At 33.4% G+C, this 14251-nt stretch carries 8 protein-coding genes; all 8 read left to right on the top strand.

Annotated elements, in window-relative coordinates; translation table 11 throughout:
• Positions 1-16: 16 nt before the first annotated feature.
• Positions 17-1201, top strand: a complete 1185-nt coding sequence (locus QO200_RS04910; RefSeq protein WP_371537098.1) for an acetate/propionate family kinase — start codon at positions 17-19, stop codon at positions 1199-1201.
• A gap of 98 nt (positions 1202-1299) precedes the next feature.
• A complete protein-coding gene (locus QO200_RS04905) occupies positions 1300-4047 on the top strand; it encodes a histidine kinase (protein WP_371537095.1) in 2748 nt (915 codons plus the stop codon).
• 242 nt (positions 4048-4289) lie between these two features.
• Positions 4290-7280: a SusC/RagA family TonB-linked outer membrane protein gene (locus QO200_RS04900; RefSeq protein ID WP_371537092.1), complete on the top strand. Its 2991-nt coding sequence runs from the start codon at positions 4290-4292 to the stop codon at positions 7278-7280.
• A 20-nt stretch (positions 7281-7300) separates the two neighbouring features.
• Entirely contained in the window at positions 7301-8761 is a 1461-nt protein-coding gene (locus QO200_RS04895) for a RagB/SusD family nutrient uptake outer membrane protein (RefSeq protein WP_371537089.1), read from the top strand.
• Between the two features lie 26 nt (positions 8762-8787).
• Entirely contained in the window at positions 8788-9606 is an 819-nt protein-coding gene (locus QO200_RS04890; RefSeq protein WP_371537086.1) for a LamG domain-containing protein, read from the top strand.
• A gap of 178 nt (positions 9607-9784) precedes the next feature.
• A complete protein-coding gene (locus QO200_RS04885; protein WP_371537084.1) occupies positions 9785-11167 on the top strand; it encodes a glucoamylase family protein in 1383 nt (460 codons plus the stop codon).
• Positions 11168-11201: 34 nt separating this feature from the next.
• Complete coding sequence (locus tag QO200_RS04880) at positions 11202-11900, top strand: prolyl oligopeptidase family serine peptidase (RefSeq protein WP_371537081.1); 699 nt, start codon at positions 11202-11204, stop codon at positions 11898-11900.
• A 6-nt stretch (positions 11901-11906) separates the two neighbouring features.
• A complete protein-coding gene (gene bglX, locus QO200_RS04875) occupies positions 11907-14204 on the top strand; it encodes a beta-glucosidase BglX (protein ID WP_371537078.1) in 2298 nt (765 codons plus the stop codon).
• The last annotated feature ends 47 nt before the right edge of the window (positions 14205-14251 follow it).

Below are 14251 nucleotides of genomic sequence, written 5' to 3'. Positions count from 1 at the left end.
AAAATATAAAAGGTAAATGAAAATACTCATAATAAATTCTGGAAGTTCGTCTATAAAGTATCAAGTAGTTGAGATGCCAAACCAGCTCGTGATTTGTAGTGGTATGATTGATCGAATAGGCTTAGAAACATCAAATCTTACCTACGTTACAAATACCACAAAATTAGAAGAGACCTTACCAATATTAAATCATAAAATAGGCTTAATAAAGATTGCCGAATTATTGATGAATGAAAATATTGGTGTTATTAAAAGTGCTAAAGAAATTGATGCTGTAGGGCATCGGGTGGTTCACGGAGGGACTTATTTTTCAGATACAACTATAATCAATCAGGAGGTTAAAGATAAAATTGAAGAGCTTTTTACCTTGGTTCCATTGCACAACCCAGCCAATTTATTAGGAATAAATGTTGTCGAAGAAATTTTTGCAACAGCAAAACAAGTAGCCGTATTTGATACTGCTTTTCATCAAACTATTCCTGTAGTAGCTTATAAATATGCGATTCCAAATAAATTTTTATCTGAAAATAAAATTAGGGTATACGGTTTTCATGGAATTAGTCATAAATACGTTTCAGAAAAAGCAATTGAGTATTTAAATAAAAGTTCCAAAATTATAAGTATTCACTTAGGGAATGGGTGTAGTATGACTGCAATTAAAGATGGTAAAAGTATCGATCATTCGATGGGTTTTTCTCCGTCAAATGGATTAATAATGGGAACAAGGAGTGGTGATATTGATCACGCTCTTATATTTTATTTGATAGATACATTAGGATATAGCGCAAATGAAGTGAATGATATTTTACTTAAAAAAAGTGGTATGCTTGGGCTTACTGGTTATAGTGATTTGAGAGAAATAGAATTGCAAGCAGAACAAGGTAATAAAGAGTGTCAATTAGCATTAGCAATGAATGCCTATCGAATTAAAAAATTCATTGGTACTTATACTGCAGTTATGAACGGAGTAGATGCTATTATTTTTACAGCTGGTATTGGGGAGAATTCTAGTTATATTAGAGAATTGGTGTGTACTGATATGGAGTATTTCGGACTAGAATTAGACTTTGCCAAAAACGCAATTAGATCAAAAGAAATTCGGGAAATAAACACGCCCAATTCTAGAACTAAAATTATGGTGATTCCTACCAATGAAGAAATTGAGATTGCAAATCAAGTTTATGATCTTCTTTCAGATTAATAAAATACTTATACTTTAAAAGGCTTCTCTGTTGAGAAGCCTTTTTTATGTCCTATATCGAATAATGTGATTATATTTGGAATTTAAACCTTCTCGATTTGAAAGCTAACACTTTAAAAATATTTTTTTTCTTCCTATTATGTACCCAATTGTATGGACAGCAGCTGCTGCCGTTTGTGGAAAATTACAACAAAGCAAATTATCAGGGTGACAATCAAACATGGAATGTGGCGCAAGGGAGCGATAACGCAATGTATTTTGCTAACAATCATTACTTACTGCGTTATGATGGTGTAAAGTGGGAAAAAAACATGCTACCTAATAAAACTATTATTCGTTCGATCTATGTAGTTGGGGATAAGATTTATTCCGGTTCTTATAAAGAATTTGGATACTGGGTTCGCAAAAATGGCAAGATGAGTTATGTGTCAATCTCTAAAGGAAAATCTGTTTTTGACGATATTGAAAATGAAGAAATCTGGAAAATTTTTAAATTTAATGATGCGATTTATTTTCAGTCCTTCAATGCGATTTACAAATACGATGGACAAAATGTCAAAAAAATAAAATTATCATTTCTTATTTCCTATTGTTATGTGATAGACAATCAAATTCTAATTGCTTCCGTCAGTAGTGGTATTTATAAGTTGGTCAATTCTCAAGTGGTAAAAGTGAAAGGATGGGATGTTTTAGAAAACAACGTTATTCACGATATTGAAAAGTTCCAAAACAAAACCTATTTTTTTACGAAGAAAAATGGCGTTTATGTGGAGGAAAATGGTGTTTTAGCTCCTTGGAAAAATCCTTTGAATGAAACTTTAAAAACGGCTAATATCAATGTAGCTCACTTCTTGAAAAACAACAAGCTAGCTATCGGAACAAGTAGTAGAGGAGTGTATGTTTTTGATCTTAATAAGAATACCTATATTAATATTGACCGTAATAATGTGTTGATGAATAACTCTATTTTAAGTATAGGATTAGATAAAGAAAACGATTTATGGTTAGGTCTAGATAATGGAATCGCTCATATAGAGATTAATTCGCCTACTGCTATTTTTTACGACAATAGTGGTGCTTTAGGTTCGGTTTACTCCGTTGTTAAAACGGACAAAGGTTTTTTGATGGCGTCAAATCATGGCGTTTTTAAGTATGAAGGTACTACTTTCTCACTAATCCCAAATTCAGAAGGGCAAGCGTGGAATATTAGTAAAATAGGTAAGAAGTATATCATCGGCCATAATGAAGGAACTTATATTTATGAAGATGCTATTTTTTCAAAATTGAATAATATTAATGGAGGTTGGAATTTAGTAAAGAGTAATAGTAACGATTCCTATCTGCAGACCAATTACAGTGGTATTTTGATCTATAAAAATGTAAAGGATCTTTCTCAAACAATTGCCGTCAAAGGGATTTTGAAACCAATAAAATATGTTGCACAAAACAAAAAGAATGAAATATGGGCTGCTGATAATTACAGAGGTTTATATAGAATAAGATATAATGATGCTTTTGAAACCACTAGTGTGGAGAATATTACACAGAAAAGTAAAAAAAACACAAATGATTTTGGAGTAAAAATATTTGAGTTTAGAAATGAAATTCTTTTTTTGATTCACAAAAGTTGGTATACCTATAATTCAATTTCCAACCAATTAGTGAAAAACGAATTGTTTAATTCGAAATTTGAAAATACATCTGATGTCGTTAAAATTGACGAAGACCATTTTATAGTGCTGCAAGAGGGCTTGCTTTATCAAGTTGATGTCAAAGGAAATGATTTTGTTCGAAATCTGATCCAGGAGAAATATTATAAGGGTAAAATTATCAATGATAATTTAAATATTTTTAAAAATGGAGATACCTATTTGCTGAATCTAGATGACGGGTTCATATCGCTTCAATTGAAGAATAGGAAGGTAGTCAACCCAAAAATAAAGATTGAAGCTTTTAATGAAAATAGATTAGTCGTTAATCATTCTACAATTAATTATAATTCAGAATTAAAAGTAGATGTATTATCAGGAATATATGGATCACACAAACCAAGTCTGTTTTATAAGATAAATGGCGCAGAAAAATATTCCCCAGTAAATGAAGGATTGATTATTCTGAATAATTTAGATAGTGGTAGTCATACATTAACGATTTACAATCATGATGGTGTCGATTTTAATGAAGTTTCAAGTTTTGACTTTTATGTTGCACAGCCTTGGTATTTTTCTTTTTGGATGATAATGTTGTATTTGGTATTAATTGCTAGCGTGCTATTTGTGTATTACAGATGGAATAAAATGCGTTACATTCAAAAACTTGAACTACGCGAAGAAGAATTGAAACATCAGAAGAAAATTTTGGAAATTGAATTAAAAGCAGACAATGAATTAAACAGTCAAGAATACGAAAAACATATCTTAGAACTGGAGCTGCAGTCTAAATCATCGGAGGTGACTGGGAAATCACTATCAATTGCTAAACAAAGTGAAATGATAGAAAGTATCCAGGGGATTTTGGATTCAGAAACGGATCTAAACAAACTTAAGAGTGAAATTAGTAAGACCATAAAAATCAATGCTATTAATAAGCATGAGTGGGAGACTTTTGAAACCAATTTAAATCAAATCCATAACGAATTTATCATTAAACTTTCTAAGAACTATCCTAATCTTACTCCTAAGGATATTAAGTTGTGCATCTATTTAAAAATGAATCTTTCTTCCAAAGAAATTGCGCCAATGATGAATATTTCTTTCCGCGGAGTTGAATTACATCGTTACAGATTAAGAAAGAAATTACAACTTGTACAGGATGATAACCTTTCAAAGTTTTTATTATCAATATAAAAACTAGTTAATTTTTACATATAATATATTTTTGAGGGTAATTTTTAACAGAATTACAATACATCATTACTACATCATACTGATGTAATACAGATTCTATTATTTAACGTTAGCCATTGTTAATCAAAGGTATATTGTTGATATATAGTATTGTGATGTATTTATGTAGTATTCCTCTTTTGACTACTACAACGTTGTAATTGCTTAATTTGGCACCACTAACTTTAACAAATTATTAATACATGAGAAATTTTATATTTGGCTTTTTAGCACTCATTCTACTTCCTGCATATATGTCAGCGCAAGTAATAAAAGGAAAAGTATTGGATAAAGAGGGTTTGGGAATTCCGGGAGCAATAATTATCGCTCTTGATTCAAATACCAATACTGATACTGATTTTGACGGGAATTTTAGTATCAACGCTAAAAGCGGTGAGTTACTAAAAATTTCAATGATTGGTTTTGAAACTTTAACTGTAGGGGCTAAAACTACGTCTATGGTACTAACGATGCAAGTTTCAAAGAGTATGCAATTAGATGAAATTGTAGTTATCGGTTATGGTAGCGCAAAAAAGAGAGATTTAACGGGCTCTATTGTAAAAATTGAAGGTAAAACAGTAGCTGATAAACCTAATGCTAATCCAGTTGCCTCCTTACAAGGTAAGGTTGCAGGATTATCAGTGGTTAACTCTGGTAGACCGGGACAAGAACCAGACATTCGTATACGTGGTACCGTAAGTCGTAATCAGACAAAACCTTTGTATGTTGTTGATGGAATTTTTAGTACTGATATTAGCTATATCAATTCTAATGACATCGAGTCGATTGAAATTCTAAAAGACCCTTCCTCTTTAGCTATTTTTGGAGTAAGAGGTGCTAATGGTGTTATTCTTGTTTCAACAAAGCAAGGTAAAGCGGGAAAAATGAGCATCAACTTTAACACTTCTACAGGAGTTAAAAGTATTGTAGGTAAACCAAAAGTTGCTAATGCAGCACTATTTAGAGAATTGTATGATGAACAAAGAGTAAACGATGGTGCTGCTCCTTATGCATATTATAATTTATTTAATGGTGATACAGATTGGATTAACCAAATAGAGAATAAAGGAGCTATTGTACAAAATTCTAATCTAAGTATTCAAAGCGCTACTGACAATAATAAGTTAAGTTTAGGCTTTGGGTTTTTAAAAGAAGAAGGTGTTATTCGCAATGAAAATTTGCAAAAAATCACCTTTAATGTAAATGACGAGATTAAGGTTTCTGATAAATTAAAATTTGGAATAGGATTAAATGGAATAAAATCAAAACTACCTGTTGGTAATAGTTTTGGTTCGGCATTGAATGCAACTCCTATTGTTAGTCCTTACAACGCAGATGGTGTTTATAATCAATTGCCAGTTCAAATTGGAGGGGCACAAATTGGAAATCCTTTGATTCCAGTTAATGAAGAGTCTGATACAAAGATTAATAATCAATATAGATTTGTAGGTAATGTATATGGAGAATTAAAATTATTAAAAGACTTTACTTTTAGAATTGGATATTCAGGGGATATGGATATTAGAAAGGGAAGAAGTTATGTGCCATTAGTTGATGTATTTGCTGCTGAAAGTAATCAAGTTACACCTTATTCTGGTAGAACTTTGACTAGCGTGTCACAATACAACACAACTGTCCAAAATTTCCAACAAGATTATTTATTAACGTATAATAAAAAATTTGGAGATCATAGTTTAACATTTTTAGCGGGTTACAATTCTTTTCAAGAATATTTAGAAAGTATCAGTGGTTCTGTAAATCAAAAAATAGGTGGAGAGCCGATACCAAATGATTCTAGATGGTGGTATTTAAATGTATTTCCTTACGGAGATCAAGCTACAAGGGTTTCAAATTCTGAGCAATGGGAAAGAGCAACTACTTCTACTTTATTTCGTGCCTTATATAATTACAAAGGAAAATATATCGTAAATGGATCTTTTAGAAGAGATTCTTCTTCTGAATTGCCTAAAGATACTAGAGATCAAAACTTCTGGTCTATAGGTGCAGCATGGGAATTAGGAAAAGAAAAATTCATGGAAGACAGCGGTATTAATTCTCTAAAAATTAAAGGTTCTTATGGAGAACTAGGAAATCAATATAACGCGGTTCATTATCCTTATTTGCCTAATTATACTACCGGTGCATCAGCAGTATTTGGTTCTACTTTGGTACCTGCTTTTGTCTTGGCTTATAGAAATACTGACAATTTAAAATGGGAAACAGTAACGTCTTATGAAGGAGGTTTTGAATTAACTACTTTTAAAGATCGTTTAAGGTTTGATGCTACTTATTACAATAAAACTACCAAAGATTTATTGGTTTTTGTTACGCAAGGAAACGAAAATTTCTATACAAATGCTGGTGAAATTGAAAATAAAGGTTTTGAATTTTCTACATCTTGGGATGAAAAAATTTCAGATAAATTCTCTTATTCTATTAGCGGAAACTTGACTACTCTTAACAACAGAGTTAATTCAGTTTTTGAACCTGGATATGAAATCTTTTCAGGTCCAACTCGTACAAGTGCAGGTAATCCTATAGGTTCATTCTACGGATATGAAGTGGAGGGAATATACCAATCTTATGCTGATGTTTTATCTTCACCTGTTAGTACCTTAGGAAGTTATGGCCCTGGTGATTTTAAATATAAAGATGTTAACGGTGATGGAACGATTAATACTGATGATAGAAAGGTAATTGGAAATCCTACACCAGACTTTACTTATGGTTTTAGCACAAGCGTAAACTATGATAAATTTTCATTAGCTATTGATTTGCAAGGAGTTTATGGAAATGAAGTATGGAGAAACTGGGGTAACGGAAGTACTTTTGCTCAATTCAACTATAGAGAAGCGAGACAAGACAGATGGACTGGAGCTGGAACTTCAAATTGGGAGCCAAGATTATCTGAAGCTTCTGGTTATAACAAATTAAATTCTACTTATAACGTGGAAGACGGTAGTTATATCAGAATTAGAAATGTACAATTGGCCTACAACTTTAAACCGTTTAGTGCACAAAACATTACTTTTCAAAGTATGAAACTGTTCTTAAATGCTCAAAATTTACATACTTGGAAACACAATTCAGGTTTCACTCCTGAAGCAGGTGGATCTCCTATTGAGTTTAGTATTGATAACGGAGGATATCCTTTACCTGTAATAACAAGCATAGGTTTTAGTGCTACATTTTAATAAAATTAAAAATTTAAGATATGAAATATATTTCATTACGAATTAAGTATTCATTATTTGCAATACTTATTTTAACATCCTTTTCTTCATGTACGGATTTAGATACTAAGCCTTTAGGGACAGCAGTTGATGGAGATTTAAGTGCTGGAGGATTCGAAGCTCAAGCATTTGGATTATATGGACAACTTCGAACTACGGCCGTCTCTGACTGGACGAGATATTGGTTTCAATGTATTCGTTCCGATGATGCAGCCAAAGGAAGTTCTCCTACTGATCAAGCCGAACAAGCAAACTCGTTTGACAATTTTAATTATTCAAAAACATCTTTTTTAAACGGAAATAACTGGAATGACCACTATAAAGTGATTTATGCCTGTAATGATTTGATTGATGCAATTGAAAAATCAGGTTTGACTGATAATGGTACAATGGTTAATAAAGCAGAAGCTAAAGTACTAAGAGCATTTTTGTATTTTGATTTAAGAAGAGATTATGGCGAAGTTCCTTTGATCGAAAACAAAGTTGTAGTTCCTTCTGATGGGGTTAAAGCAAAATCTACTGTTGCGCAAGTTGATGCATTCATCAAAGCGGATTTAGAGTTTGCTAGCCAAACACTACCTGCGAGCTGGTTGTCTTTTCCAGGTAGAGCGACTAAAGGTTTTGCAAATGCTATGCTTGCAAAACTGTATTTATATCAAGGGAATTATCCTGCTTCTTTGGCAAAAAGTCAAGAAATCATAACTTCAGGAGTATATAATTTAGAACCATCTTATAAGACATTATTCTCCATTGATGGTAATAATTCAAAAGAATCTGTTTTTGAAGTTCAGCAATTGGTTATCTCAACGGGACAAAGTTTTTCAAATAATTATTTTGTTTCGCAAGGAGTGAGAGGTTCAGGAGTTTGGGATTTAGGTTGGGGCTTTAATGTTCCTACTCCCGCTTTAATCAATGCTTTTGAAGTTGGCGATCCTAGAAAAGGGGAAACTATTTTGACTTCAGGTCAAGATGATGGTGGTTATGGAAGTGGTACTTTACCAGCAGCTCCACCGTTAGATCAAATGTATTGGAATAAAAAAGCATATACCGAGGCTAGTGTAAGAGCAAAGTTAGGACTAAAACAAAATACTTGGGAAAACATCAAAATAATTAGATATGCTGATGTTCTTTTAATGGCTGCTGAAGCGGCTGTTCAAACAGGAAATGCTTCGGCAACTGGATATTTGAATCAAGTGAGAGCAAGAGCAAGAGGTGGTGCAAATGTCCTTCCAAATGTGGTTGCAACTTTAGCAACTATCAAGCAAGAGAGAAGAGTGGAATTTGGGATGGAAAATGAACGCTTTTATGATTTAGTTCGTTGGGGTGATGCTCCAGCAGTATTAGGAGGTTTAGGATATCAAACTAAAAATGCTTTGTATCCAATACCACAAACTGCTATTGATCAAGCACAAGGTGTTTTACTTCAAAACCCAAACTATTAATTTCAATTATTTAAAAAATAGTAATTATGAAAATACATATTCATTTTATTAAAAAAATCACTTTTGCAGTTGCAGCTGCAACAGTACTGTTCAGTTGTCAAGAAATGGACAGGCCTGAATTAGGAAATTATCCTCAGGATGTTAATGCTGTAGGAGGGCCATTAAAATTTTATGTTCCTTTTGACGATACAACTACTGATCCGTTAAAATTTGCTGTTGATAATATTAGAGCAAAATTTCCAACTGATAATCCATTAACTGCTACAGAGGGCATCTCTGGGAAAGGTGTAAAAGGAGGAATTCCAAAAAAGTTCATTGCTTATCCTTCTGCTAATGATTTTGCTGTAACAGCATCAAGTATGACTGTTGCATTCTGGTCTAAACATGGAGTGCCAACTCAAACTGAATTTGCTTTTGCTTTAACAAGTGATAACTGGGCTAAAGCATCTATGTTTGGATTATTTGAGGGAAGCGCAACTAATGCTGTTGTTAAAATATTTGTAGACGAACAAGGTACAGGTGATCATTGGTTCGAATGGGTAGGTGTTCCAGGTACTGCGGTAATATTTGATAATCAATGGCATCATTTAGCTTTTGTTTATGACCAAGCCTCTTCTGTAATGACTTTTTATATTGATGGTGTTGCGAAGGGAACAAATACTTGGGCTAATCATGGGCCGATAAAATTTAATGTTTCCAAAATTAATGGTTTTAGATTAGGTGGTTCTGGAAATCCAGACGAAGGCTGGATGAACTCATGGAGTGGAGCTCTTGATAATTTTAGATTATACAATACTCCACTTAGCAATGCAGAAGTAACTACTTTATTTACTAAAAAAAAATAATGCACATAAGCTTGTTATAGTTCATGCTATAACAAGCTTTTTTTTCATAGGATTAATAGACTTGTTTATACTTTTAAATAAAGTTTATTTCTAAATAATATATGTCTAATGCGATTCTAGAATTGCAATATTTATATTGTGATAAAGGGGTATTTGGCTTAATTTTTAAATTACAAAAATGAAAAATATTGCAGTATTACTACTAATCATATTGGCTGTAAGTTGTGATTCATCATCAAAAACGCAACAAACAACATCAGAGGATGTGCCTACTAATCCAGTTCCTGTTACGGAAAAAATCTCTAATGACGAACTTGTAGAATTGGTACAAAAACAGACTTTCGCCTATTTTTGGACTTATGCGCAATCCGATTCTGGAATGGCAAGAGAGCGTTATATTCCAGCCAATCCTTCTTTTGAACAAAATATAGTTACTACTGGGGGATCAGGTTTTGGTTTAATGAGTTTAGTCTCAGGAATGTCTCGTGGATATATCACAAGAGAAGAAGGAGTACAAAGACTAAGTAAGATTGCTGATTTTTTAGAAAAGGCTGATCGCTTTCATGGTGCTTGGCCACATTGGATCGACGGAACTACAGGAAAAGTAATTCCTTTTGGTACTAAGGATAATGGAGGAGATCTAGTAGAAACTTCTTTTTTAGTGGCAGGGATGATAACAGTTAGAGAATACTTCAAAGAAGGAACTGCTGAAGAAAAGGCAGTAGGTCAAAAATTTGATCAATTATGGAAAGGTGTGGACTGGCAATGGTATACTAATAATCAAAATAAATTATACTGGCATTGGTCGCCTACTTACGATTGGCAAATGAATTTTCCATTAGAAGGTTACAATGAATGCTTAATTACTTATGTAATGGCAGCAGCCTCACCTACACATACTATAGATGCAAAAGCCTACCACGAAGGATGGGCAAGAAATGGCGCGATAGTATCTTCTAATAAAAAATATGATTTACCTCTAATTTTAAAACATAATGGTGCTCAAGAATTCGGAGGACCTTTATTCTGGGCGCATTATTCCTATCTAGGTTTAGATCCGAATCAGTTGACTGATCAGTACGCTAATTATTGGGATTTAAATTTAAATCAAACAAAAATCAATTATTTGCATTGTGTAGAAAATCCATTTGGCTACAAAGGATATGGTGCTAATTACTGGGGATTGACAGCTTCTTATTCTAGAAATAGCGACGGAGGAGTAGGGTATGATGCACATATGCCAAGTAATGATAAAGGAGTTATTTCTCCAACAGCTGCAATTAGCTCGGTAGTTTATACTCCGGCAGAATCAATAGCGCTTATGCGAAATTTGTATGAGAATTATAAGTCGGATGTTTGGGGTGTTGCAGGTTTTTACGATGCACATAGTATACATGATAATTGGACAGCTCAGCGCTATTTGGCTATCGATCAAGGTCCGGAAGTCGTTATGTTAGAAAACTATCGCACAGGATTACTATGGAAACTTTTTATGAATGCTCCAGAAGTAAAGCAAGGACTAATAAAGCTTGGATTCCATTCGGGGAAATATGGATTTTAAGAAAAATTACAGATTAAATATAAAAGCTTTTGATATGAAAAAAACTATTCTTTTTCTGTTTTTAATAATAACAGTATGCTCCAATGCTCAAAAGGATATTACAGGGAAAATTAAAACAGAAACCGTTACTACTCACGAACTAAATTATGCATTGCATGTACCTAAAAGTAGTAAAGAAATGAAACCACTGATTATTTTTCTCCATGGTTCTGGTGAAAAAGGGACTGATATAGAGAAAGTAAAAGTACATGGCCCTTTTAAGTATTTAAAGACAAATGAACTGGACGCTTATGTCCTAGCTCCTCAATGTCCAGAAAATGAATATTGGGATTCGGAAGTATTGTACCAATTGATTTTAAAAATTCAAAAAGAGAACAATATTGATCCCAACAGAATTTATCTAACGGGACTAAGTATGGGAGGCTGGGGAGCGTGGAATTTAGCTTTTGCACACCCTGAAATGTTTGCTGCTTTAGTGCCTATCGCAGGTTTCGTAGATCGTGTTCCAATGATCGAAAACTGTAAAATAGCATCTATTCCCATTAGAATTTTTCATGGTTTAGTAGATGATGTTGTAGATGTTAATTATTCGATTTCTATTTACAAAAAACTTAAACCTTGCAATAGTAATATTGAACTGACCATTTTTGACGATGCAAATCATGATAGTTGGACACGAGTATATGATAACAAAGAAATTTATGATTGGATGTTCCAACAAATTAAAAAATAACAAGAAATGAATAACAAATTAATTATAGTACTTTTTTGTTTTTCTGTTTTTGGCTACAGCCAAAAAAAGGGAGCAAAAAAATCAGTTACGATCCAACCAAAAACCGAGTTTGTTGCTGATTTAATAGCAAAGATGACTTTGGATGAAAAAATAGGTCAATTAAATTTACCTACTTCTGGTGATATAACTACTGGGGCGGGTAATAGTTCTAATGTGGCTAAAAATATAGAAGAAGGAAAAGTAGGTGGTTTATTTAATATCAAGTCGGCTGAAAAAATTAGAGAAGTACAGAAGATTGCTGTTGAAAAAAGCCGCCTGAAAATTCCATTGCTTTTTGGGATGGATGTAATTCATGGTTATGAAACAACTTTCCCTATACCGCTGGGACTTTCTTGTACTTGGGATATGAAATTGATTGAGCGTAGCGCGCAAATTGCAGCTCAAGAAGCCAGCGCTGATGGAATCAACTGGACATTTTCGCCAATGGTGGATATTTCTCGTGACCCACGTTGGGGAAGAGTTTCTGAAGGATCTGGTGAAGATGCTTATTTAGGTAGCCAAATTGCAAAAGCAATGGTCAACGGTTACCAGCAAGATGATCTTTCAAAAAACAACTCTATTTTATCCTGTGTAAAACATTTTGCGTTGTATGGTGCGGCAGAAGCTGGTCGTGATTACAATACCGTAGATATGAGTAGAATAAAAATGTACAATGATTATTTTCCTCCTTACAAAGCCGCTATTGATGCAGGTGCTGGTTCAGTGATGGCCTCTTTTAATGAAGTTGACGGAATTCCTGCAACGGGAAACAAGTGGTTAATGACAGAGGTATTGAGAAATCAATGGGGTTTTAAAGGTTTTGTGGTAACTGATTATACAGGAATTCCTGAAATGATGGCTCATGGAATGGGCGATTTACAAACGGTATCTGCTTTAGCGTTAAATGCCGGAATTGAAATGGATATGGTAGGAGAAGGTTTCTTGACTACATTGAAGAAATCTTTGGCAGAAAATAAAGTGACTATGGAGCAAATCGATAATGCGGTTCGTCTTATTTTAAATGCTAAATATGACTTAGGTTTATTTCAAGATCCTTATAAATATTGTGATGTAAAAAGAGCTAAAAATGAAATTTTCACTAGTTCAAATCGATTGGAAGCCAGAGAAATAGCATCGCAATCTTTAGTTCTACTTAAAAATGAAAAGCAGTTATTGCCTTTAAAAAAATCAGGAACGATTGCAGTTATCGGACCCTTGGCTGATGCCAAAGAAAATATGGCTGGAACTTGGAGTGTGGCTACAAATATGGATAAATCCATTTCGCTAATTGCAGGAATTAAAGAAGTTGCAGCTAATGCAAATGTGCTTTACGCCAAAGGAAGTAACCTTGATTATGCTGCTGCTTTTGAAGAAAAAGCAACTATGTTCGGAAAAACATTACATCGTGATGATAGAACAAAAGAGGCATTATTAGCTGAAGCTTTAAAAATTGCGAATCAATCAGATGTAATTGTAGCAGCTCTTGGCGAATCTGCAGAGATGAGTGGAGAAAGCAGCAGCAGAACAAATATTGAAATTCCACATGCACAAAAAGATCTATTACAGGAATTATTAAAAACAGGGAAACCGGTTGTACTAGTTTTATTTACGGGGCGTCCTCTAGTTTTAGTGCAGGAAAATGAAACAGTACCAGCTATTTTGAATACTTGGTTTGCGGGTAGTGAAGCAGGAACCGCAATTGCTGATGTTTTATTTGGTGATGAGAATCCTTCTGGAAAATTGACAACGACTTTTCCTAGAAGTGTAGGCCAAGTGCCTATTTATTACAGTCATAAAAATACAGGTAGACCACTTGGTAATAAAGAAGGAAACTTCGAAAAATTCAAGTCGAATTATATCGATGAGAGAAACGAACCTTTATATCCTTTTGGTTTTGGATTGAGTTACACCACATTTGGCTATTCTAATTTTAAAATTTCTTCTGATAAGATGAATTTCAATGACAAGATTAATGTTAGTGTTGATGTCACGAATACTGGAAATTATGACGGAAAAGAAGTCGTTCAATTGTATTTAAGAGATGTAGTTGGTTCTGTTACAAGACCAGTAAAAGAGTTAAAAGGATTTCAAAAAATAGCCCTTAAAAAAGGGGAGAAACAAACAGTGACATTTGAAATTTCCGTTGAAGATTTGAAATTTTATAATTCTGATTTGGAATTTGTTGCTGAAGCAGGACAATTTGAAGCTTTCATTGGTGGAAGCTCTGACATAGAAAATAAAGTTAATTTTGAGTTGAGTAAATAGTTTGGTTTTTATTTTAACTTGGTTTGCCTTTCGGTAGAAATTCTATC

Source organism: Flavobacterium sp. Arc3, assembly GCF_041431375.1.
Classification (GTDB): domain Bacteria; phylum Bacteroidota; class Bacteroidia; order Flavobacteriales; family Flavobacteriaceae; genus Flavobacterium.
The sequence above is the reverse complement of the archived record's forward strand: the minus strand, read 5'-3'. Positions and strand labels throughout refer to the sequence as shown.